At 68.8% G+C, this 21,122-nt stretch carries 20 protein-coding genes and 1 pseudogene; 11 read left to right on the forward strand and 10 right to left on the reverse strand.

Annotated elements, in window-relative coordinates; all coding sequences use genetic code 11:
- Positions 1-171: pseudogene (glyA, locus tag CEF10_RS14800) on the reverse strand (serine hydroxymethyltransferase); the annotation flags it as partial.
- 172 nt (positions 172-343) lie between these two features.
- Here glyA and CEF10_RS14805 point away from each other — a divergent pair.
- The 6 genes from CEF10_RS14805 to CEF10_RS14825 all read left to right on the forward strand — a co-directional run bounded on the left by CEF10_RS14805 (position 344) and on the right by CEF10_RS14825 (position 3,942).
- Entirely contained in the window at positions 344-1,105 is a 762-nt protein-coding gene (locus tag CEF10_RS14805; RefSeq protein ID WP_101068955.1) for an NAD kinase, read from the forward strand.
- A complete protein-coding gene (locus CEF10_RS14810; RefSeq protein ID WP_232796528.1) occupies positions 1,105-1,680 on the forward strand; it encodes a CIA30 family protein in 576 nt (191 codons plus the stop codon). The genes CEF10_RS14805 and CEF10_RS14810 overlap by 1 nt, the downstream gene beginning before the upstream one ends.
- 142 nt (positions 1,681-1,822) lie before the next feature.
- The gene (locus tag CEF10_RS17365) at positions 1,823-1,954 is read left to right on the forward strand and encodes a hypothetical protein (RefSeq protein WP_269801330.1); all 132 of its coding nucleotides are present in this window, start codon (positions 1,823-1,825) and stop codon (positions 1,952-1,954) included.
- A 617-nt stretch (positions 1,955-2,571) separates the two neighbouring features.
- Entirely contained in the window at positions 2,572-3,015 is a 444-nt protein-coding gene (locus tag CEF10_RS14815) for a curlin (protein WP_101068956.1), read from the forward strand.
- A gap of 65 nt (positions 3,016-3,080) precedes the next feature.
- Positions 3,081-3,509, forward strand: coding sequence for a curli-like amyloid fiber formation chaperone CsgH (gene csgH, locus CEF10_RS14820; RefSeq protein WP_157933040.1), 429 nt, complete (start codon positions 3,081-3,083; stop codon positions 3,507-3,509).
- A gap of 46 nt (positions 3,510-3,555) precedes the next feature.
- Entirely contained in the window at positions 3,556-3,942 is a 387-nt protein-coding gene (locus CEF10_RS14825; RefSeq protein ID WP_101068958.1) for a hypothetical protein, read from the forward strand.
- Between the two features lie 67 nt (positions 3,943-4,009).
- Here the strand turns inward: CEF10_RS14825 and prpE are convergent, their stop codons facing one another.
- Positions 4,010-5,902, reverse strand: a complete 1,893-nt coding sequence (gene prpE / locus CEF10_RS14830) for a propionate-CoA ligase PrpE (RefSeq protein WP_101068959.1) — start codon at positions 5,900-5,902, stop codon at positions 4,010-4,012.
- 199 nt (positions 5,903-6,101) lie between these two features.
- Between prpE and CEF10_RS14835 the strand changes: the two genes are divergently transcribed.
- A complete protein-coding gene (locus CEF10_RS14835) occupies positions 6,102-6,992 on the forward strand; it encodes a hypothetical protein (RefSeq protein WP_101068960.1) in 891 nt (296 codons plus the stop codon).
- Here the strand turns inward: CEF10_RS14835 and CEF10_RS14840 are convergent.
- Entirely contained in the window at positions 6,983-9,262 is a 2,280-nt protein-coding gene (locus tag CEF10_RS14840; RefSeq protein WP_101068961.1) for an NADP-dependent malic enzyme, read from the reverse strand. The two genes, CEF10_RS14835 and CEF10_RS14840, sit on opposite strands and share 10 nt — an antisense overlap.
- Positions 9,263-9,428: 166 nt before the next feature.
- On the opposite strand from CEF10_RS14840, the gene CEF10_RS14845 reads away from it, so the two are divergent.
- From CEF10_RS14845 to CEF10_RS14855, 3 genes are all read left to right on the forward strand, one after another.
- Positions 9,429-9,818, forward strand: a complete 390-nt coding sequence (locus tag CEF10_RS14845) for a cytidine deaminase (protein ID WP_101068962.1) — start codon at positions 9,429-9,431, stop codon at positions 9,816-9,818.
- A 76-nt stretch (positions 9,819-9,894) separates the two neighbouring features.
- Complete coding sequence (upp, locus tag CEF10_RS14850) at positions 9,895-10,527, forward strand: uracil phosphoribosyltransferase (RefSeq protein WP_101068963.1); 633 nt, start codon at positions 9,895-9,897, stop codon at positions 10,525-10,527.
- A gap of 64 nt (positions 10,528-10,591) precedes the next feature.
- Positions 10,592-11,755 carry an SPOR domain-containing protein gene (locus CEF10_RS14855; protein WP_157933041.1) on the forward strand — a complete coding sequence of 388 codons (1,164 nt, stop codon included), beginning with the start codon at positions 10,592-10,594 and terminating at the stop codon, positions 11,753-11,755.
- 28 nt (positions 11,756-11,783) lie between these two features.
- Here CEF10_RS14855 and CEF10_RS14860 read toward each other — a convergent pair whose 3' ends face one another.
- The gene (locus tag CEF10_RS14860) at positions 11,784-12,809 is read right to left on the reverse strand and encodes a hypothetical protein (protein WP_101068965.1); all 1,026 of its coding nucleotides are present in this window, start codon (positions 12,807-12,809) and stop codon (positions 11,784-11,786) included.
- Positions 12,810-12,882: 73 nt separating this feature from the next.
- Entirely contained in the window at positions 12,883-14,511 is a 1,629-nt protein-coding gene (locus CEF10_RS14865; protein ID WP_101068966.1) for an AMP-binding protein, read from the reverse strand.
- A 128-nt stretch (positions 14,512-14,639) separates the two neighbouring features.
- Here CEF10_RS14865 and CEF10_RS14870 point away from each other — a divergent pair, with 128 nt between their 5' ends.
- Entirely contained in the window at positions 14,640-15,284 is a 645-nt protein-coding gene (locus tag CEF10_RS14870) for a sulfotransferase family protein (protein ID WP_101068967.1), read from the forward strand.
- A 46-nt stretch (positions 15,285-15,330) separates the two neighbouring features.
- Here the strand turns inward: CEF10_RS14870 and CEF10_RS14875 are convergent, their stop codons facing one another.
- From CEF10_RS14875 to CEF10_RS14895, 5 genes are all read right to left on the reverse strand, one after another.
- Positions 15,331-17,532, reverse strand: a complete 2,202-nt coding sequence (locus CEF10_RS14875) for a 3-hydroxyacyl-CoA dehydrogenase NAD-binding domain-containing protein (RefSeq protein ID WP_101068968.1) — start codon at positions 17,530-17,532, stop codon at positions 15,331-15,333.
- Positions 17,533-17,559: 27 nt separating this feature from the next.
- Positions 17,560-18,771: an acetyl-CoA C-acetyltransferase gene (locus tag CEF10_RS14880; RefSeq protein WP_101068969.1), complete on the reverse strand. Its 1,212-nt coding sequence runs from the start codon at positions 18,769-18,771 to the stop codon at positions 17,560-17,562.
- On the reverse strand, positions 18,768-19,418 hold the full coding sequence (locus CEF10_RS14885; RefSeq protein WP_101068970.1) for a glutathione S-transferase family protein: 651 nt from the start codon (positions 19,416-19,418) through the stop codon (positions 18,768-18,770). The genes CEF10_RS14880 and CEF10_RS14885 overlap by 4 nt, the downstream gene beginning before the upstream one ends.
- A gap of 292 nt (positions 19,419-19,710) precedes the next feature.
- Positions 19,711-20,871, reverse strand: a complete 1,161-nt coding sequence (locus tag CEF10_RS14890) for an acyl-CoA dehydrogenase family protein (protein ID WP_101068971.1) — start codon at positions 20,869-20,871, stop codon at positions 19,711-19,713.
- Between the two features lie 20 nt (positions 20,872-20,891).
- Entirely contained in the window at positions 20,892-21,104 is a 213-nt protein-coding gene (locus CEF10_RS14895) for a hypothetical protein (protein ID WP_101068972.1), read from the reverse strand.
- Positions 21,105-21,122: the final 18 nt, after the last annotated feature.

Here is a 21,122-nt window from a genome sequence, read left to right on the forward strand (position 1 = left end):
CGCCTCCATAACCGCCGCGGAAACGATGTTCTCGCTCGCGATCAGCTCGATCTCGTCGCGCTGGCGACCAAGCTCCGACGACACCGCGCCGAAAACCTCGGGGTCGCGCGACGACAAAGACTCGGTGAAAAAACCGGGGTCCGGTGCGACGCTGTTTCCGTCATGGGCCATGAATCCGACTCCCTGCTGCATGGATCTGCGCGATTTCCTATCGGAAACTCCCGGGGCGGGGAAGGTTGTAAAGCGACAATTGCACCCTTGGGACCGGCACGGGTGGCGCCGGAGGGAAACTTGTGGTTCGATCCGACCCTCGACACCCATTTTCGGAAACGGGACCGGGCGGATGCCGACCAGGATCAACTTCGTCGCCAGCGACGATCCCGTCGCGCAGACCGCGCGCGCGGCGCTGATCGCGCGCTACGGCAACGTGCCGGAGCACGAGGCCGACGTGATCGTCGCGCTGGGCGGCGACGGCTTCATGTTGCACACGCTGCACCGCACGCAGGACCTGGACGCTCCGGTCTACGGGATGAACCGGGGCACCGTGGGTTTCCTGATGAACGAATACAGCGAGAGCGACCTGCTGGAGCGGCTGGCAAAGGCCGAGGAAGCAGTCATCAACCCGCTTTCCATGAAAGCGATGTGCGTGGACGGCACGATCCACGAGGCACTGGCGATCAACGAGGTCTCGCTGCTGCGCGGCGGCCCGCAGGCGGCGAAACTGAAGATCTCGATCGACGGCCACCTGCGCCTGCAGGAGTTGGTCTGCGACGGTGCGCTTGTGGCCACGCCGGCGGGTTCGACGGCCTACAATTATTCCGCGCACGGGCCGATCCTTCCGATCGGGTCGGACGTGCTGGCGCTGACGGCGGTGGCCGCCTTCCGCCCGCGCCGCTGGCGCGGGGCGCTGCTGCCCAAGTCGGCGCACGTGCGTTTCGACGTCATCGATGCCGAGAAGCGCCCGGTCATGGCCGACGCTGACAGCCGATGGGTCGAGAACGTGCTGTGGGTCGAGATCGAATCGGACGATACCATCGCCCACCGCATCCTGTTCGACCCCGGCCACGGGCTTGAGGAGCGGCTGATCCGGGAGCAGTTCGTGTGATGCAACGCCGCACAAACCTGGCCGGCGCGCGGCGCCTGATCCGCTCGATCCTCGCCGCCATCGCCCTGGCCGCGCCGCTTCATGCCGAGGAAGCCATGCCCGACGCCTACACGCCGCCGCCGCCCGAGACCTGGACCTTCCTGAGCGACCGGGTGATGGGCGGCGTGTCCGATGGTCGGGTGACGGTCGAGCCCGGCCCGGACGGCCCGGTGCTGCACCTGTCGGGCACGGTCAGCACCGAGAACCGCGGCGGGTTCATACAGACGCGCGTGGCGCTTGACGCCCCGCTCCCGGCCGGGGCGCGGGGTGTCGTGTTGCGGGTGAAGGGCGACGGGCAGCGCTATTTCGTTCACATCCGCACGCGCGGATCGGTCCTGCCCTGGCAGTTCTACCAGGCGCCGTTCGACACCGACGGGCAGTGGCAGGAAGTGCGCCTGCCCTTCGAGGCCTTCGCGCCCCGGGGCGGGCTTCTGCGGGCGCGCCTGCGCCCCGAGACGGTCGAGAGCGTGGGCATTGCCGCCTACGGGCGCGACCATGTGGCCGATCTGCGCGCCGTCTGGACCCGCCTTTTCTGACGCGTCCACCGGCTGCCGGTGCAATCGGATGACAGCGGGCAGGTTATCCCGTGACGGGCGCGCGATATTGCCTGTCCGGCCGGGGCGGGGGAGGCTGATGGCATCGCAAGGATGCACACGCCAAACCCCGAGGAGACACACCATGACCCGCACCGACCGCACCCGGACCGCGCAATGGCCCGCACCGATGAGTCGGACCGAGCGCCGCCGGTTCCGTCGTTTCGAGCGTGACCGTGGCGCGCGCCAGGTCTTCCCCGATTTCGCGATGATCTGAGCACCGCCCCTGCGCTGTTCCCCGCCCGAGCGGGCCGGAGTTTTCCGGCCCGCTTTTTCGTGTGCGCAGGGGAACGCGGACCGGGCCGGGTGGCGCCCCGGCCGCAGTCACGTCGGAACGCCACAGGCGTGGACGGCCTGCGCCGGCTGTGGCGGCGCCGCTAGATTCGGTCGCATCGGGACCGGCCCCGCGGCGTTGCGCCGGTGCTCCGGGCCCTCGCCGGGCCGACCCGCGCGGCAAAGCCTGCAACCCGCCGGAGGCGGCGCCGACTCGCGCGGCGGCGCGCGCCCTGCGCGCAGGGTGGCGGCAAAACGGTGCTGTTATCCGATGACACAGCACCGTCAAGGGCGCGCAAGGCGGCGACATCGGGGCAGGATCCGGCCAGTCACGAGGCATCGGAAATTCCGGCAAACTCCTGAATGGAAACAAGAAATGAGTTTGTTATCGGATAGCGGGCCCGGGAAATCGGATAGCCTGGCCGCGTTATTGCGTGTCGTCGCGAAACCTCCCCATGGTCGACTTGCCATCCCGAAACGGGAGGCCGTCACAAGGCAGACGGCTCGCCCGGGGAGGAGACGAAAGAAACCGACCACGCAGACCATGAAAGGACCTCGAAAATGACCTTTACCAACACCATCAAGACCGCAGCACTTTCCTTCCTGATCGTCGCAGGCGCAGGCGTCACCGCCGCCGAGGCCGGCAGCAACCGCGTCTCGATCTCGCAGGGCGGCCACGCCAACGCCGTGGGCACCGCGCAGAGCGGTTGGCAGAACCGCATGACCGTCATCCAGCGCGGCGTCGGCAACACGTCGATCCTGAGCCAGGACGGCCGCCGTAACGTCAGCGTCGTGGGCCAGCGCGGCCGCAACAACAGCGCCGCCAGCAGCCAGCGCGGCCGCAACAACATCAGCGGCACCGCCCAGTTCGGCCGCAACAACAATGCCGAGACGCACCAGCGTGGCCGCAACAACGCCGTCGGCGTGATCCAGGCCGGCAACGGCAACGACGCCGAGACGCACCAGCGCGGCAGCGGCAACGTCGCCGTGATCGTTCAGGACTGAAACCCGCCATGCCGGGCGCGGCCCGCGGCGGGCCGTGCCCGACCCCGCCGGAAAGGATGCCGACCATGAAAACCCTCTTCCACACATTCGTCCAGGGCGCGCCGTTGGCGGCTTGTGCCCTGGCCGCCGCCGTCGGCGCCGCCGCGCTGGCGGGGCAGACGACGAACGCCACCGCGGGCGGCACCGCGCAGGACGCGCCGGTGCGCTGCGCCATCGCGATCCGCGACCTTGGCGGTTCGGTCGAGATCAGCGGCAAGGTCAAGTCGGACGTCGCGACGCACGGCCACTACGAGATGACCATCCGCCAGAGCAGCGGCGCGGGCAGCACGATGATCGACCAGTCGGGCGACTTCACGCTTGGCGCGGGCCGCATGACCACGCTTGGCCAGGCGGTCCTGGGCGGGACGCCCGGCAGCTACGACGTCGACCTGCACCTCGACGTGGACGGCCAGCGCCTGCGCTGCGCCGCGCAGGACGACGCCGCGGACATCTGAAACCCGACACGGCAAATCCACCACTGCATACCGAAAGGACATCACCATGAAACGCACCCTTCTTCTCGCCCCGCTCGCCCTCGTCGCTGGAATGATCGCCGCGCCCGAGGTGCAGGCCGGCAGCACCGGCGTTTCCGTCAGCGTCGGGAAAGGCCATGTCGCCCGCACCGTCAGCCGGATGGCCGGCTGCAACCCGTCCGGCCCCTTCGATGCCCATGGCAATTACCGTGGCGACAACGATGACATCTTCGTCACGCAGGGCCGGGGCAACCGCGCGGTGGTTCGGCAACAGGGAAACAACCATCGCGCAGGCGTCCGCCAGCACGGCAAGGACCAGTGCAACCTCGTCATCCAGACGGGCCGCGGCACCTCGGCCAATGTCAACCAGCACGGCAACGGGACGACCGGCCTGACCGTCATCCACGGAAACTGACCGCGCCCCACCACGCAACGCCGGGCCGGACCGTACCCACGGTCCGGCCTGTCGTATTCCCGGGGCGTCAGCCCTTCGGGTAGCCGACCGTCGCCAGCGCCTCGCGGATCTCGTCAAGGATCGCGGGGTCGTCGATCGTCGCGGGGGTCTTGAACTCTGCGCCGTCGGCGATCTTGACCATGGTTCCGCGCAGGATCTTGCCCGAGCGTGTCTTGGGCAGCCGGTCGACGATCACCGCGGTCTTGAAGGCGGCGACGGGGCCGATCTGGTCGCGGATCATGTCAACGCATTCCTTCACGATCTCTTCGCCGGGGCGGTTGACGCCCTTGGTCAGGCAAACGAAGCCCACGGGGCTCTGGCCCTTCAGGTCGTCGCTGACCCCGATCACCGCGCATTCGGCCACGTCCGGGTGATCGGCCAGCACCTCCTCCATGCCGCCCGTGGACAGCCGGTGGCCGGCCACGTTGATGACGTCGTCGGTGCGCGCCATGATGTAGAGGTAGCCGTCGGCGTCGATCATGCCCGCGTCGCCGGTTTCGTAGTAGCCCGGGAAATGGTCGAGATACGACTTGCGGAACCGGTCCTCGGCGTTCCACAGCGTGGGCAGGGTGCCCGGCGCAAGCGGCAGCTTTATCGCCACCGCGCCCAGCGTGTCCGGCCCCTGGGGATGCCCCGCCTCGTCGAGGATCTGCACGTCGTAGCCCGGCATCGGCACGCCCGACGATCCGATCCTGATCTCCATCTCCTCGATGCCCATCGGGATGCCGGTGATCGCCCAGCCGGTCTCGGTCTGCCACCAGTGGTCCACCACCGGCACGCCCAGCTGATCGGCCGCCCAGTTGATGGTGTCGGGGTCGGCGCGTTCGCCGGCGAGGTAGAGCGTGTTCAGGCAGCTCAGGTCGTATTTCTTCACGAACTCGCCCTTGGGGTCCTCGCGCTTGATCGCGCGGAAGGCGGTGGGCGCGGTGAAGAAGCTCTTGACGTTGTGCTCCGAGATCACGCGCCAGAAGGTGCCGGCATCGGGCGTGCCCACCGGCTTGCCCTCGAACACGACCGTCGTGTTGCCGTGGATCAGGGGGGCATAGCAGATGTAGCTGTGCCCGACGACCCAGCCCACGTCGGAGGCGGCCCAGAACACGTCGCCCGGGTCGACGTTGTAGAGGTTCTTCATCGACCAGTTCAGTGCCACGAGGTGCCCCGCGGTGGGGCGCACGACGCCCTTGGGCTGGCCGGTGGTGCCCGAGGTGTAGAGGATGTAGGCGGGGTGGTTGCCCTCGACCGGCACGCAGGCCGCCGGCTCCACGCCGTACTGGAAGCCGTGCCAGTTCACGTCGCGCCCGGGCTTGAGGTCTGCCACTTCCTGTTCGCGCTGGAAGATGACGCAGAAGTCCGGGGCATGGTCGGCCTGGTCGATCGCACCGTCGAGCAACGGCTTGTAGTGGACGATCCGGCCGGGCTCGATCCCGCAGGAGGCGGCGATGATCGCCTTGGGCTTGCAGTCGTCGATGCGCACCGCCAGTTCGTGGCTGGCAAAGCCGCCGAAGACGACCGAGTGGATCGCGCCGATGCGGGCGCAGGCCAGCATCGCTTCCAGCGCCTCGGGGATCATCGGCATGTAGATGATGACGCGGTCCCCCTTCTCGACACCCTTGGCCTTCAGCGCGCCGGCGAGCGTGGCCACGCGGTTGCGCAGCTCGACATAGGGGATCTCGCGCTTGGTGTGGGTGACGGGGCTGTCGTGGATGATCGCCGTCTGCTCGCCCCGGCCCTGTTCGACGTGGCGATCCACCGCGTTCCAGCAGGTGTTGACCATGCCGTCGACGAACCACTCGGGGACGGGCGCATCGGTCTCGAAAATCGCCTTGGACGGCATCCGGTCCCAGTCGATGGCCCTGGCCTGCTCCATCCAGAAACCGTCCGGGTCGGCCTTCCAGCCTTCGTATACCTCTGCGTAGCGCATCTGTCCCTCCTCCACAGTATGCCGGTGCATTCCGGGGCGGTTTACGCGCGGTCGGCACCCCGCGCAAGCGCGCGGCCTGCGCCGCCTTGACGCTGTTTGCGGTAACGCGAAGGCGCGCACCCCGACCGCGCGGAGAATTCGCGGTTTGCGGGACACGCGAGGCAAGGTAGCCTGACCGAAGACGGCGGGGGAGGAAACGATGCGCGCCATCCTTGGGATCGCACTCCTTGCGGGGGCCGCGCTGGTCGGCAGGCCGGCCGCGGCGCAGCCGGCCTGGCAGAGCTACACCAACGCGGTCGACGGCGACCGGGGTGCCGTCACCTGCCCGGTGAACGACGCGCAGACGGGTCATTTCTATTGCCTCGCGCTGGATTGCGCGGAGGGCGGCGAGATCGGGTTCAAGCTCATGATCGCGGGTGGCGGCGCGCTGCCGGAGAAGACAACGGCGCGGATCAGCGTGGACGGCCGCGTCGCCGGCACGCTCAGCCTGGCGCAGACGGCGGCCGTCAACCACCACGAATACAGCGCGCCCTTCGACCCGGCTGCCCACCCGTCGTTGGTCGCGGCGATGAAGGTGGGCCGGCGCGGGGCGATCACCCTCGATCCGGGCGGCCTGGCAGCGCGCCAGGAATTCTCGCTGTCCGGGGCGGCGCAGGCGATCGACGCGGCGATGCGCACGTGCCGGATGCCGCAGGCCGCGGTGCCGCCGGACAACCCGGTGGCCCGCGCCCGCGCCGAGGTGCGCGGCGAATGCGGCGCAAACACGTCCTTCGGCGCAGGCTTTGCGCGGCGGGCGGACCTCGACGGCGACGGGCGCCGCGACATCCTGCTCGACTACGGGGCGGTGTCCTGCGGGGCGATGGCCAGTTTCTATTGCGGCAACGGCGGTTGCCAAAGGACCATCTTCCGCGCGCGGGCCGACGGGGGCTTCGACAAGGTGTTCGACGACGTGGCCTATAGCATCACGCCGGAGCGTGTGCTGCGGATGGAAACCCACGGCAGCATGTGCGGCCGCGTCGGCGCCGAAGGCTGCGTGCTGTACTACACTTGGCGAAACGGCCGGCTGGAAAGGCTCGACCGTCAGCCGTAGTGCGCCACCGGCGTGCCCGCGACGGCCGCCATGTTCAGTAATCCCCGCGCGGTGATCGAGGGTGTCACGATGTGCACCCGGTTGCCCATGCCCATCAGGATCGGCCCGACCTCGAGCCCGCCGGCCTTGGCCTTGAGGATGTTGCGCACGCCCGAGGCCGCGTCGGCATGGGCAAAGATCATGACGTTGGCCGGCCCCTTCATGCGGTTGCCCGGGAAGACGCGCGCGCGCAGCTCGGGATCCATCGCCGCGTCCACGTTCATCTCCCCCTCGTAGCAGAAATCGCGCGGGGCCTCGTCGAGCAGGGCCATGGCGTCGCGCAGGCGCTTGCCGCTGCCCTCGGCCTGGTTGCCGAACTGCGACTGCGAGCACAGCGCGACGTTGGGCTCGATCCCGAAGCGGCGCACGTGGCGCGCGGCCCCGATCGCCGTTTCCGCCAAGTCGGCCGGCTGCGGCAGTTGCCGCACGTGGGTGTCGGCGATGAACAGTGGCCCGTCCTCGAGGATCATCATGGAAAGCGCGCCGTGAGGGTGGTATTCTTCGGTGCCCAGCACCTGTTGCACGTAGTTCAGGTGCCACCGGAATTCCCCGAAGGTGCCGCAGATCAGCGAATCCGCCTCGCCGCGGTGCACCATGATCGCGCCGATGGCGGTGGAGTTGGTGCGCATGATCGCCTTGGCCAGGTCCGGGGTGATGCCGCGTCGCGCCATCAGCTCGTGATAACTGCCCCAGTAATCGCGGTAACGCGGGTCGTCCTCGGGGTTGACGATGTTGAAATCGCGCTCGGGCCTGATCTCGAGCCCCATGCGTTCGCAGCGCTGCTCGATCACGCGCGGCCGCCCGATCAGGATGGGATGTTCGGTTGTCTCCTCAAGGATCGCCTGCGCCGCGCGAAGCACGCGTTCGTCCTCGCCCTCGGCGAACACGATCCGGCGCTCGGCGGTTGCCGCGGCCTCGAACACCGGGCGCATCAGCAGCGCGGACTTGTAGACCGAGGCGTCCAGGTCGGCCTTGTAGGCATCGAGATCCGCGATGGGGCGGGCCGCCACGCCCGACTCCATCGCCGCGCGCGCCACCGCGCTCGACACGATACCCGAAAGCCGCGGGTCGAAGGGCTTGGGGATCAGGTAGTCGGCGCCGAATGTCAGCTGCTCTCCCTTGTAGATCTTCGCCGTCTCGGCGCTGGTGGTGGTGCGCGCAAGTTCCGCGATGCCGTCGACGCAGGCCACCTGCATGGCGTCGTTGATCTGCGTGGCGCCCACATCCAGCGCGCCGCGGAAGATGAAGGGAAAACACAGGACGTTGTTGACCTGGTTGGGGAAATCGCTGCGGCCGGTGGCGATGATGGCGTCCGGCGCCACCTTGCGTGCCACGTCGGGCATGATCTCGGGCGTCGGGTTTGCCAGCGCGAAGATGACCGGGCGGTCGGCCATCTTCGCGACGTGTTCGGGTTTCAGGACGTTGGGCCCCGACAGGCCGAGGAACAGGTCGGCGTCCGCGATCACCTCGTCGAGGTCGCGCAGATCGCTTTGCTGGGCGAAGGCCGCCTTCTCGGGGGGCATGTCTTCTTCGCGGCCGGCGTAGACCAGCCCGTGGATGTCGCACAGCCAGACATTCTCGCGGCGCACGCCGAGCTTGAGCAGCAGGTTCAGGCAGGCGATCCCGGCGGCGCCCCCGCCGGTTGAGACGATCTTGATCTCCTCGAAGCGCTTGCCGGCGACGTGCAGTGCGTTGGTGGCGGCCGCGCCCACCACGATGGCGGTGCCGTGCTGGTCGTCGTGGAACACCGGGATGTTCATGCGCTCGCGGCAGATCCGTTCGACGATGAAGCAATCGGGCGCCTTGATGTCCTCGAGGTTGATCGCCCCGAAGCTGGGCCCGAGGGCACAGACGATCTCGGCCAGCTTCTCGGGGTCGGATTCGTCGAGCTCTATATCGAAGCAGTCGATGCCCGCGAACTTCTTGAACAGCACCGCCTTGCCCTCCATCACCGGCTTGGAGGCCAGCGCGCCGATGTTGCCCAGTCCCAGCACGGCCGAGCCGTTGGTGACGACGCCAACGAGGTTGCCGCGCGCGGTGTACCGGCTGGCGTTGCGTTCATCTGCCTTGATCTCGAGGCAGGCCTCCGCCACGCCGGGCGAATAGGCGCGGGCAAGATCGCGGCCGTTGGCCAGCGGCTTGGTCGCGCGTATCTCGAGCTTCCCGGGCTTGGGCTGCTCGTGATACTCCAGCGCCGCCTGGCGCAGCGTTTCGTTCTGGTTGTCGGTCAACGGTCCCTCCCTCGCGCCGGATGGTTCAACGTTGAACTATTTCCCATCCATGGCGCCGGCCGTGGCGGCAGCGCCATGCCCGCCAGCTTGCAAAACCGGGGCGGGGCACGCAATGATAATCGGGGCACCGGCCCCGGCGCCCCCGCACGAAGGAGACCGCAGGCCCATGACCTTGCTGGACGAAGCGCGCGCCGTGCGCGAAAACGCCCATGCGCCCTATTCGGGGTTCCGCGTCGGCGCGGCGGTGCGCGGCGGGTCGGGGCGCGTCTACCGTGGCTGCAATGTCGAGAACGCGGCCTACCCGGAGGGCGTGTGCGCCGAAACCGCGGCCATCGCCGCGATGGTCGCCGCCGGCGAGACCGAGCTGGCCGAGATCGCGGTGATCGCCGATGGTGCCGCGCCGGTCAGCCCCTGCGGCGGCTGCCGCCAGCGCATGGCGGAGTTCGCCGGCCCGGAATTGCGCGTGGTCATGGGCACGACGCGCGGCAGTAGCACCGCCGTCACGCTGGGCGAGCTCCTGCCGATGACCTTCGGGTCGCACCGCAGCCGCGCCTGATGACTGCCTGCCGGCTTGCACCGCGCGTCCAGCCGGGCGAGGGTGCAGGCGTGGAAACAAGGCCGGGGCATCCGTCATGAGCGACACGCTGACCATCGTCACCCACCCGCTGGTGCAGCACAAGCTGACCCTGATGCGCCAGCGCGACACCACCTCGGCGATGTTCCGCCAGCTGCTGCGCGAGATCAGCCAGCTTCTGGCCTACGAGGTCACGCGCGACCTGCCGATGACCGAAACGGCGATCGAAACGCCGATGGCGCCGATGAGTGCGCCCGACCTGGCGGGCCGCGACCTCGCGCTGATCTCGATCCTGCGGGCCGGCAACGGGCTGCTCGACGGGATGCTCGATCTGATGCCGTGGGCGCGGGTGGGCTTCGTCGGGATGCAGCGCAACGAGGAAACGCTGCAGCCCGAGCAATACTATTTCAAGGTGCCCGACGCGCTTGACGCGCGCCGCGTGATCGTCGTGGACCCGATGCTGGCCACCGGCAACACGGCCGTCGCGGCGCTGGATCGGCTCAAGCAGGCGGGTGCGCGCGACCTGCGCTTCCTATGCCTGCTGGCGGCGCCGGAAGGGGCCGACAGGCTGGCGCAGGCGCACCCCGATGTGCCGGCGATAACGGCCGCTCTGGACGATCGGTTGGACGAACACGGCTACATCCTGCCCGGCCTCGGCGACGCGGGCGACCGGATCTACGGGACGGTGTAGGCCATAAACTGTTTACTCGGTTGAAAAATTGAGGCAGAGTTCCCGCACATCCTGTGGGGGCAAGATGAATATGCGACGTGTCATCGCGATGGCTGCCATCGCGGCGGTTTGCAGCACCGGATTGGTGCATGCGAAAACGCTCAGGAACAGCGACGGACCGGCCGAGATGCCGCCGCCGTCCTACGACAAGCGCCAGTACGTGGACAGCGAAGGGTGCGTCTTTGTCCGTGCCGGCATTGACGGGGACACCAAGTGGGTGCCGCGCGTGACGCGCAACCGCAAGGTGATCTGCGGTTTCAAGCCCAGCTTGCCGGGTTCGCGACGCACGGCCGCCAAGCCCGAGCCGGCGGCCACGCCGGCGCCCGAACGCCAGCCCGAGCGTGTCGTGCGCAGGGTCCGCGTGACGCCGGCCACGGCGCAAGCGCAGCGCCAACCGCGCGAAAAGACGGCCACGCCCGCCCCCGCCAAACCCGCGCCGAGGCGCGTCGCGGTGCGCACCGCGCCCGACATGGCGGCCGCGCCCTGCCCGGGGCGCAGCCCGATGACGCGCCAGCACATGCGCAACAACGCGGGATTTGCCGTGCGCTGCGGTCCGCAAGCGGAGCCCCCCGTCACGCCGGGAACGGGGCGCAACGTCCGGATCGCGCCGCGGCACGTCTATGAAAAGCAGCTTCGGGCCAAGCAGGGCGTCCATGTGCCCGAGGGCTACAAACCCGTGTGGGAGGATGACCGGCTGAACCTCAGGCGCGCCCACCAGACCCCGCAGGGCAAGGCGCGCACTGAGATGATGTGGACGAACACGGTCCCGCGTCGGCTGGTCGAGCGCCCGGTGGAGGCGCGGCCGGCGCCGGTCGCGCGCCTGTCCACGCGGGGAGCGGCCAAGCCCGCCCCGACGAAGCCCGAGGCCACGTCGAAGACCCGGACCGCGCGCGTTTCCAGCCGTTCCGCCCGGCCCGAGCAGACCGTGACGCGCCGCGACAGCACGGCGTCGGAACCGGCCAGCCACCGCTACATCCGCGCCGCCGTCTATCCCGACCGCGCCGCTGCGCGCGCTGCCGCCAAACGGTTGGCGGGGCAGGGGCTGCCGGCGCGGCTGGGCAAGTTCGACCGCGATGGCCGGAGGTTCAGCATGGTGCTGGCGGGCCCGTTCCGCAGCCAGGCGCGGCTGGACGCGGCCATGGCCACGGTCCGGGCGGCGGGTTTCGGCAACGCGGGATTCATCAGGTAGGCAAAGGCGGCCGCGCGGCGCGGCGCAATCATGTTCCGCAGATGCCCTGCAGGCGCAGCCAGTCGCCGTCGCTCAGCAGCGGGTCCGGTGTCTTGCCGGCGAAGGGATCCGCCTCGATCAGCCCGAGAGTCGTTTCGCCGGAAACGTCGCGCGCGTAGGCATAGGGCCGCGCGCGCACGGACCAGCCTTCGAAACCACGCAGCAGGGTTTCGTCCGGCAAAGGCGCCGGGGCGCTTTGCAGCAGGTGGTGCGCGTGGTCCGACAGCGTTTCGGTGGCCAGTTCGCCCGTGGTCAGCAGGCGCAGGCTGGCCACCAGCCCGCCGTGATCGAGAAGCCGTGCCAGCGGGTCGCGCACCCGCGCGCGCAACCGTTCGGCCACGATGTAGCCCGCGGCGACGTCGGGTTCCTCGTAATCCTCGACCAGCGACCGGTTCAGAAGCACCAGGCCACCGGGCAGATGCGCGGCCTGCCGCACGCCGCCCCGCAGCACGACGATCCGGCCCGGCCCGGCCCGCGCCGGCAGGCGGCGGGCCAGCTTGTCCAGCGCGGCCTCGCCGCCATTGGCCGTGCAAGGCGGGCCCGTGACCGGGCGCATCTGCGCCAGCAGCGCCTGTCCGATCTCGGTTCGCTTGACCGCCGGCACCACCGAGACCGCGTGGTCGCGCACGGCGCCGGGCAGCCAGAACACCGCCAGCACCGCGAGGCCGAGCAACACAAGAAGCCCGCCGGTCAACCGCAGGCGACCCGGGTGCGGCCGGCGCCGGTCGATCGCCGTGCGCAGCTTCTCGATCGCCGCGATCATGTCCGTTTCGTCGGCGGGAAGTTCCAGGGTCTCCCCCGGGTCGCCGTCGGGGTGGTAGATGGCGGGAAGATGCCCGGGGTTGGCGCGCGCCACGGCAGGCAGCGACCAGTGCGCCAGCACCCGTTCCCGCAGGTCCGTGATCACGAGGGTCGCGTCGCCGATCGACACGATAACATCGCAGCGTTGCGCCTGCGGCGACTCGCGCCACAGGCCCGACGCTTCGAGCCGCTGGTATTCGCTGAGGGCTGTCATGATCTGCCCGGGGCCTGCTCTGCCTTTGACCCCGACGATAGCATGGCCCCTGCGACCGCGGCAATCGCGCGGCTCAGAGCGCGCGCGCGACCTTGCGCAGCTCGAACTTCTGGATCTTGCCGGTCGAGGTCTTGGGCAGGTCCTGGAACACCACCGTCTTGGGCGTCTTGAACCCCGCCAGCTTCTCGCGCGCGAAGGCGATGAGCTCGTCCTCGGTTACATCGGCGCCGTCCTTGGCCTCGATGAAGGCACAGGGCACTTCGCCCCACTTGTCGTGGGGCATTGCGACCACGGCGCACAGAAGCACGGCGGGGTGCATCATCAACACGCCTTCCACCTCGACCGAGCTGATGTTCTCGCCGCCCGAGATGATGATGTCCTTCGACCGGTCGAGGATCTTCATGTAGGTGTCGGGGTGCTGGATGGCGATGTCGCCGGAGTGGTAGTAGCCGCCGGCAAAGGCCTTGGCCGTCGCCTCGGGGTTCTTCAGGTAGCCCTTCATCACCCCGTTGCCGCGGAACATGATCTCGCCCTGCGTTTCCCCATCCATCGGCACCTGCCTCATGGTGTCCGCGTCCATGACGGTGGCGTCCTCGATGAAGGGCATCGCGACCCCTGTGCGCGCCTTGATGTCGTAGCGGTCCTCGTCGGGCAACTCGTCCCATTCTGGGTGCCACAGGCATTCGGTGCCGGGTCCGTAGGTTTCCGTCAGCCCGTAGACCTGCGTGACGTTGAACCCCAGCGGCTCGATGGCGCGCAGCGTCGCCGCCGGGGGCGGCGCACCGGCGGTGAACACCTCGACTGTGTGGTCGAAGTCGCGGCGCTCGTCCTCGGTGGCGTTCACGATGGCGTTGAGCACGATGGGCGCGCCGCCGAAATGCGTGACGCCCTCGTCGGCGATGGCGTCGTAGATGTTCTTGGCCGTGATGTCGCGGCAGCACACCAGCGTGCCGCCCACCGCGGGCATCATCCAGGTGTGGCACCAGCCGTTGCAGTGGAACAGCGGCACGATCGTCAGGTAGCGGGGGCGAAGCGTCATCCGCCAGCTGATGACCTGCCCCATGGCGTTCAGGTAGGCGCCGCGGTGGTGATAGACCACGCCCTTGGGCCGGCCGGTGGTGCCGGAGGTGTAGTTCAGGCTGAGGCTTTCCCACTCGTCCTCGGGCATGATCCATTCGAAATCCGGATCGCCCGAGGCGAGGAACGCTTCGTACTCGGTGTAGTGGCCGTGCGCGTGCACGCCCGCCTGGTCGTCGGCCACCTCGATGATCGTGGGGGCGGGGCCGTCCATCCGCTCGATCGCCTCGGCGGCCACCGGCAGGAACTGCGGATCGGCCATCAGCACCGTCGCCTCGCCGTGGTCGAGGATGTAGGCGACGGTGTCCGCTTCCAGCCGGGTGTTGATGGTGTTGAGCACGGCGCCGCAAGCGGGCACGCCGAAGTGCGCCTCGGCCTGGGCGGGCAGGTTCGGGATGAGCGTGGCCACCACGTCGCCCGGCCGGGCGCCCAGACCCGCCAGCGCCGAGGCCAGCCGCGTCACCCGCTCGGCATACTCGGCATAGGTCTTGCGGAAACTGCCATAGATCACCGCCTCGGTGTCGGGGAACACCTGTGCCGCGCGTTTGAGAAACGAAAGCGGCGTGAGCGGCGTGTAGTTCGCCGTGTTCCGGTCAAGACCGGTCTCGTCGGTCATCCAGCCCATGTGATCCTCCCTGATTCCTTTCCGCACACCGGCGGGGCCCGTGCGACAGTATTGGCTTTGCCGGCACAGGCAACAGCGAAGGTGGCGCCGCCTTGTTCGGGCCGCCCCGGCGGCCTAGCGTTGGGCGCATGATCATTTCGCGCGGGCGCAACTACATCTTCGTGCACATTCCCAAGACGGGCGGTACGGCGATGGCCGCCGCGCTGGAGCGGCGCGCGATGGCCGACGACATCCTCGTGGGCGACACCCCGAAGGCGCGCCGCCGGCGCGGTCGGCTGAAGGGGCTGGCGACCGCCGGGCGGTTGTGGAAGCATTCGACGCTGGCCGACATCGACGGACTTGTGACGTGCGACGAGATCGCGGCGGCCTTCACCTTCACCCTGGTGCGCAACCCCTGGGACAGGGCGGTGAGCTATTACCACTGGCTGCGCGGCCAGCGGTTCGACCACCCGCACGTGCGCTTGGCGCGGCACCTGGATTTCAGCGGGTTCGTCAACGCACCGCGGGTGCAGGCGGACATGCGCGCGCACCCCTACGGCCATTACATGACGGCCGCCGACGGGCGCGAACACGCCCGCCTGTTCATCCGGCTGGAACACCTGGAGGAGGACGCCGGCCCGCTCTGGGCGCATCTGGGGTTCCGGCTGGATGTTCCGGTGACGAACCGTTCGGAGCGCGGGCGCGACTACCGCGCCTATTTCACCGATGCCGATGCCGAAACCTGGGGCCGGGTCTGCGCGGCGGACGCGGCGCGCTTCGGCTACGCCTTCTGAGGGGCGGCGCGCCCGTCGCGGGGGCGCGCCGCGCACGGGCCGGTCGTCAGGCCGCCTGCGCGTGCTGGCCGAAGCGGCCGTAGAAGGTCTCGTTCTTCTCGGCCATCTCGCGCAGAAGGGCGGGGGCGTCGAACCGCCGGCCGTGGCGGCCGGCCAGCGCGTCGCAGCGTTCCACGGCATAGGGGGCGCCAAGGATGTCGAGCCAGGAAAACGGCCCGCCCGACCATGGCGCGAAGCCCCAGCCGAGGATCGCGCCCACGTCGCCCTCGCGGATGTCCTCCAGCACGCCGTCTTCCAGCGCGCGCACCGCTTCGAGCACCTGCGCGAACATCAGGCGGTGCTGTACCTCGATCAGCTCGGGCTGGTCGTCCTTGGGCGGGTAGCGCTCGGCCAGCCCCGGCCAGTAGCCCTGACGCTGTCCCTTCTCGTCGTAGTCGAAGAAGCCCGCGCCGGCCTTGCGGCCCAGCCGGCCCTCGCCTTCCATCCAGAAGATGACCTCGTCCACGGCTTCGTCGGGATAGTCGTCGCCCATCGCCGCCTTGGTGGCCCGGGCGATCTTGGCCCCCAGTTCGATCGAGGTCTCGTCGACCAGTTGCAGCGGCCCCACGGGGAAACCGAGCTGCCGTGCCGCGTTGTCGATCAGCGGCGGCGTGACCCCCTCGGCCACCATGCGGATGCCCTCGTTGATGTAGGGGATGATGCAGCGGTTGGCGTAGAAGAAACGCGCGTCGTTGACGGCGATCGGCGTCTTGCGGATCTGCCGGACGTAATCCAGCGCCTTGGCCACCGCGCGGTCACCGGTCTGCTTGCCCTTGATGATTTCCACCAGCTGCATCTTCTCGACCGGCGAGAAGAAGTGGATGCCGATGAACTGCTCGGGGGTGTCGGAGGCCTTGGCCAGATCGGTGATCGGCAGGGTCGAGGTGTTCGTGGCGAAGATGCAGTCGCCGCCCGCCTCGGCCAGTGCCTTCCGCGTGACCTCGGCCTTGACCGCCGGGTCCTCGAAGACCGCCTCGATGATCAGGTCGCAGCCGTTGAGCGCGCCGTAGTCGGTGGTGGCGGTAATTCGCCCGAGTGTCTCGACCTTCTTCTCCTCGGTCGCCTTGCCGCGCTTGATACCCTTGTCCATGTAGTCGGCGGTGTAGGCGCGGCCCTTGTCGGCCGCCGCCTGGTCCTGGTCGATCAGCACGACCTCCATGCCCGCCTGCGCGGAAACCAGCGCGATGCCCGCGCCCATCATGCCGGCCCCGAGAACGCCCAGCTTCTGCACCCGCTGGTCGGGCGCGTCGGGCCGGTTGGCGCCTTTCTCCAGCGCTTCCTTGTTGATGAACAGCGACCGGATCATGGCGCTGGAGGAGGGGTTCATCAGCACGTTGACGAACCAGCGCGCCTCGATCTTCAGCGCGGTGTCGAACGGCACCAGCGCACCCTCGTAGACCGCCGAGAGCAGCGCCTTGGCCGCGGGGAAGGCCCCCTGCGTGCGGCCGTTGACCATGGCGCTCGCGCCCACGAAGGTCATGAAGCCCTGCGGGTGATAGGGGGCGCCGCCGGGCATCTTGTAGCCCTTTTCGTCCCACGGCTTGACGATGTCCTTGTCGCCGGCCTCCAGCACCCAGGCCCTGGCCTTGTCCAGCAGCTCGTCCGCCGGCACGACCTCGTCGACCACGCCGGCCGATTTCGCCTTCTTCGGATCGTTCAGCTTGCCTTCCAGCAGCAGCGGAGAGGCCGCCATCGCCCCCATCTTGCGCACCAGCCGCGTGGTGCCGCCCGCGCCGGGGAAGATGCCCACCATGATCTCGGGCAGGCCGATCTTGGCCGATGCGTTGTCGGCGGCGAAGATGCGGTGGCAGGCCAGCGGGATCTCGAGCCCGATGCCCAGCGCGGTGCCGGGCAGGGCGGCGGCGATGGGTTTGCCGCCGCGGTTCTTGTCGTCCATGCCGGCGCGCTCGATCTTGCGCAGGATGGCGTGCATGCCCATCACCCCGTCGAACAGCCCCTGCGCGGGGGCGTCGCCGGCCTCGTCGCGCATCCGCGCAATCGCGTTCAGGTCCATGCCCCCGGCAAAGCTGTCGTCCTTGCCGCTGGTGATGACGATGCCCTTGACGCCCTCGTCGGCGAGAGCGTCGTCGACCAGCGTCTCGAGCTCGGTGAAGCCCTCGCGGCTCATGACGTTCATGGATTTGCCGGGCACGTCCCAGCGGATCACGGCGACGCCGTCGGCGCCCTTGTCCATCTCGAAATCGGTCATCTCTTCAATCTCCTGTCGCTCCGGCGTTCAAACGCGCTCGATGATGGTGGCCGCGCCCATGCCCGAGGCGACGCAGAGCGTGGCCAGCCCCGTCTGCTTGTCGGTGCGTTCCATCTCGTCGAGCAGGGTGCCGATGATGATCGCCCCCGTCGCGCCCAGGGGGTGGCCCATGGCGATGGCGCCGCCGTTCACGTTCACCTTGTCATGGTCGACGTCGAAGGCCTGCATGAATCGCAGCACGACCGACGAGAACGCCTCGTTCACCTCGATCAGGTCGATGTCGGACATCGCCATCCCGCTGTCGGCCAGCGCCTTCTCGGTCGCCGGCACGGGGCCGGTGAGCATGATCGTGGGGTCGGTGCCGATCTTGGTGGTCTGGCGGATGCGTGCCCGCGGGGTGAGCCCCCATTTCTCGCCGAATGCCTTCGACCCGACGAGCACGCCGGCCGCGCCGTCCACGATGCCGCTGGAGTTGCCGGCGTGGTGGATGTGCTCGATCCGCTCCAGGTGCGGGTACTTGAGCTTGGCCACCGCGTCGAAGCCCGGCATCTGCTCGCCCATGTCCTTGAAGCTGGGCTTGAGGCCGCCAAGGCTCTGCATGTCCGTCTCGGGGCGCATGTGCTCGTCCCGGTCGAGGATGGGCAGCCCGTTCCGGTCGCGCACCGTGACGACCGAGCGCGCGAACCGCCCGTCGTCCCAGGCCGCCTTGGCACGCTTCTGGCTTTCGACAGCAAAGGCGTCGGCGTCGTCACGCGAAATCCCGAACCGGGTGGCGATGATGTCGGCCGAGATGCCCTGCGGGACGAAGTAGCTTTCCATCGCCACCGAAGGGTCCACGGCAATGGCCGCGCCGTCGCTGCCCATCTCCACGCGGCCCATCATCTCGACCCCGCCGGCGATGTAGCCGTCGCCCGCGCCCGCGCGCACCTGGTTGGCGGCGAGATTCACCGCCTCCATGCCGCTGGCGCAGAACCGGTTGATGGACAGGCCCGGGATCGCCTCGTCCAGTTCCGAGGCGAGGACGGCCGTCCGCGCAAGGCAGCCGCCCTGTTCCTTGACCTGCGTGGCGTTGCCCCAGATCACGTCCTCGACGGCGTGGCCGTCGAAGCCGTTGCGCGCCTTCAACGCGTCGAGGACGAGGCTGCTCAGCCGCACGCTGGTGACCTCGTGCAGGGCGCCGTCGGTGCGCCCCTTGCCGCGCGGGCTTCGCACGGCGTCATAGATGTAGGCGTCGGTCATCGCTTGCTCCTTTCTCGGGCCCGGTCCGCGGGGGAGCCGGGCATCAGGTCATACGGGTGTTTCCAGCCCGGCGTGCCCTCGATGTTCGAAAGCCACCGGTCGATCCGGGGCCAGTCGGCGCGCGAAAAGCCGAAGGGCTCGGGGTAGAACAGGTAACCGCAGCAGCTCAGGTCGGCGTTGGTCATCGCGTCGCCCACGATCCAGTCCCGCCCCTCGAGATGCGCGTCCAGTGTCTTGTAGGCGCCCTTCAGCCGGCCCTGCAGGAAGGTGATGACCTCGGCGGGGCGCTTCTCCTCGGGCATGAAGTTCATCAGGAAACGCGCCATGCCCGCCTGGCTCGACAGCTTGTGATTGTCCCACAGCACCCAGCGCAGCACCTCGTAGCGGTCCCCGGGCGCGCCGCCGAACCTGCCGGTCCGGTCGGTGATCCACTGCTGGATCGCGCCCGACTGGGTCAGGCGGAACGCGCCGTCCTCCAGCACGGGCACCTCGCCCATCTCGTTGAGCGCGCGGTAGTCGGGGGTTCGCGTGGCGCCGCCGAAGAAATCGACGAACACCGGCGCCCAGTCCAGGCCGGAGAGCTCGAGCGCCAGCGCCGCCTTGTAGGCGTTGCCGGATTCGCCGAAGCAGTGCAGCTTGATGGTCATGGTCTGCTTGTCCTCGCGTTCGCGTTACGGGCGCGGCCCGGCGCGGGGGTTTCACACCCCCGCACCCCCGTGGAGTATTTCCGGCAAGATGAAGGGTGCCGTTCACCGTGCATTAACGTTAATTGTGTTGTCCTGCCCTTGCGGTACAGGCTGGAGAGCCGATGACCGCGCAAGGTGAAGCCCTGTCCCGGTCCGGATGCCAGGCGGCCGGTGGCCGGGGCAGGGTGACCCCCGGCTTCATCTTGCCCGAAATACTCCCGCCGGAGGCATACCGGCATCTCCGCTCGCCCTTTCATCTTTTCTCCGCGTCCCCGGTGAAGCCGCGGGCGATCAGTTCCTTCATGATCTCGTTGGTGCCTCCGTAGATACGCTGCACGCGCGCGTCGGCCCACATGTTGGCCACGTCGTACTCGGCCATGTAGCCGTAACCGCCGTGCAGCTGCAGGCACTCGTCGAGGACCTCGCTCTGCGTGTCGGTCAGCCAGTACTTGGCCATCGCCGCGCGTTCCACGGTCAGCTCCCCGCGCAGGTGCTCGGCGATGCAGGCGTCGAGGAAGGCGCGGCCCACCTGTGTCTTCGTCTGGCACTCGGCCAGCCTGAACCGTGTGTTCTGGAATTGTGTCAGAGGGCCGCCAAAGGCCGCGCGTTCCTGCGCGTAGCGGACCGTGCGCTCCACCGCGCCCTCCATGGCTCCCTGCGCGCCGCAGGCGATGATCAGCCGTTCCTGCGGCAACTGTTCCATCATCTGGTAGAAGCCGCGGCCCTCCTGCCCGCCGAGGATGTTCTCGGGCGGGATCTCGACCTCGTCGAAGAACAGCTCCGAAGTGTCGTTGGCGTGCATCCCCAGTTTCTCGAGATTGCGCCCGCGCGAGAAGCCCTCGGCGCCCCCGGTTTCGACCACCGCCAGCGACACGCCCTTGGCCCCGGCCGACGGGTCTGTCTTGGCGGCCACTACGATCAGGTCGGCGTGCTGGCCGTTGGTGATGAAGGTCTTCTGCCCCGACAGGCGCCAGGCGTTGCCGTCGCGCACCGCCTTTGTCTTGATGCCCTGCAGGTCGGAACCCGCGCCGGGTTCGGTCATGGCCAGCGCGCCCACCATCTCGCCCGAAACCATCCGGGGCAGCCAGCGTTTCTTCTGGTCCTCGCTGCCGTAGGCGAGGATATAGTGCGCGACGATGCCCGAGTGGATCGGGTTGCCCCAGCTGGCGAGATTGGCGCGCGATTGCTCGATGCAGATCACCGCCTCGTGGCCGAAGTCGCCTCCGGCGCCGCCGTAGTCCTCGGGGATGGACGGGCACAGCAGCCCGAGTTCGCCGGCCTGTTGCCATGTCTCGCGATCCATCTGGCCCTGCTCGCGCCAGCGGTCGAAATGTGGTGCCCATTCCTCGGCGATGAACTTCGCCGTCATCTCGGCGATCATCCGGTGGTCGTCGGTCATCCAGTGTGATGTCATGGCGGCTCCTCCTGCCACGGTCAGCGCTTGCGGGCCTCGAGTTCCGAGTTGAACTGGCGCAGGCGGTGCGTGAAGACCTCCTCGTCGATCACGCTGTCGAAATGCTCGAAGAGAAACGACAGGGCCTCGCCTTCGTCCAGCCCCGCCTCGGCGGCGAAGCGGCGCAGGCGGCGATAGGCGTCCTCGGTCATCGCGGCGTTGAAGCGGCGGGTCAGACGAAAGCGTTTCGGCATCGTGTCCTTCCTTTCGCA

It is taken from the genome of Roseovarius salinarum, assembly GCF_002834145.1.
GTDB lineage: Bacteria > Pseudomonadota > Alphaproteobacteria > Rhodobacterales > Rhodobacteraceae > Roseovarius > Roseovarius salinarum.

What these genes read in the sequence shown, in the direction of transcription:
- CEF10_RS14805 (WP_101068955.1), top strand. Translation starts at nt 344, where the DNA reads ATGCCGACCAGGATCAACTTCGTCGCCAGCGACGATCCCGTCGCGCAG.
- CEF10_RS14810 (WP_232796528.1), top strand. Translation starts at nt 1,105, where the DNA reads ATGCAACGCCGCACAAACCTGGCCGGCGCGCGGCGCCTGATCCGCTCG.
- CEF10_RS17365 (WP_269801330.1), top strand. Translation starts at nt 1,823, where the DNA reads ATGACCCGCACCGACCGCACCCGGACCGCGCAATGGCCCGCACCGATG.
- CEF10_RS14815 (WP_101068956.1), top strand. Translation starts at nt 2,572, where the DNA reads ATGACCTTTACCAACACCATCAAGACCGCAGCACTTTCCTTCCTGATC.
- csgH (WP_157933040.1), top strand. Translation starts at nt 3,081, where the DNA reads ATGAAAACCCTCTTCCACACATTCGTCCAGGGCGCGCCGTTGGCGGCT.
- CEF10_RS14825 (WP_101068958.1), top strand. Translation starts at nt 3,556, where the DNA reads ATGAAACGCACCCTTCTTCTCGCCCCGCTCGCCCTCGTCGCTGGAATG.
- prpE (WP_101068959.1), bottom strand. Translation starts at nt 5,902, where the DNA reads ATGCGCTACGCAGAGGTATACGAAGGCTGGAAGGCCGACCCGGACGGT.
- CEF10_RS14835 (WP_101068960.1), top strand. Translation starts at nt 6,102, where the DNA reads ATGCGCGCCATCCTTGGGATCGCACTCCTTGCGGGGGCCGCGCTGGTC.
- CEF10_RS14845 (WP_101068962.1), top strand. Translation starts at nt 9,429, where the DNA reads ATGACCTTGCTGGACGAAGCGCGCGCCGTGCGCGAAAACGCCCATGCG.
- upp (WP_101068963.1), top strand. Translation starts at nt 9,895, where the DNA reads ATGAGCGACACGCTGACCATCGTCACCCACCCGCTGGTGCAGCACAAG.
- CEF10_RS14855 (WP_157933041.1), top strand. Translation starts at nt 10,592, where the DNA reads ATGAATATGCGACGTGTCATCGCGATGGCTGCCATCGCGGCGGTTTGC.
- CEF10_RS14860 (WP_101068965.1), bottom strand. Translation starts at nt 12,809, where the DNA reads ATGACAGCCCTCAGCGAATACCAGCGGCTCGAAGCGTCGGGCCTGTGG.
- CEF10_RS14865 (WP_101068966.1), bottom strand. Translation starts at nt 14,511, where the DNA reads ATGGGCTGGATGACCGACGAGACCGGTCTTGACCGGAACACGGCGAAC.
- CEF10_RS14870 (WP_101068967.1), top strand. Translation starts at nt 14,640, where the DNA reads ATGATCATTTCGCGCGGGCGCAACTACATCTTCGTGCACATTCCCAAG.
- CEF10_RS14875 (WP_101068968.1), bottom strand. Translation starts at nt 17,532, where the DNA reads ATGACCGATTTCGAGATGGACAAGGGCGCCGACGGCGTCGCCGTGATC.
- CEF10_RS14880 (WP_101068969.1), bottom strand. Translation starts at nt 18,771, where the DNA reads ATGACCGACGCCTACATCTATGACGCCGTGCGAAGCCCGCGCGGCAAG.
- CEF10_RS14885 (WP_101068970.1), bottom strand. Translation starts at nt 19,418, where the DNA reads ATGACCATCAAGCTGCACTGCTTCGGCGAATCCGGCAACGCCTACAAG.
- CEF10_RS14890 (WP_101068971.1), bottom strand. Translation starts at nt 20,871, where the DNA reads ATGACATCACACTGGATGACCGACGACCACCGGATGATCGCCGAGATG.
- CEF10_RS14895 (WP_101068972.1), bottom strand. Translation starts at nt 21,104, where the DNA reads ATGCCGAAACGCTTTCGTCTGACCCGCCGCTTCAACGCCGCGATGACC.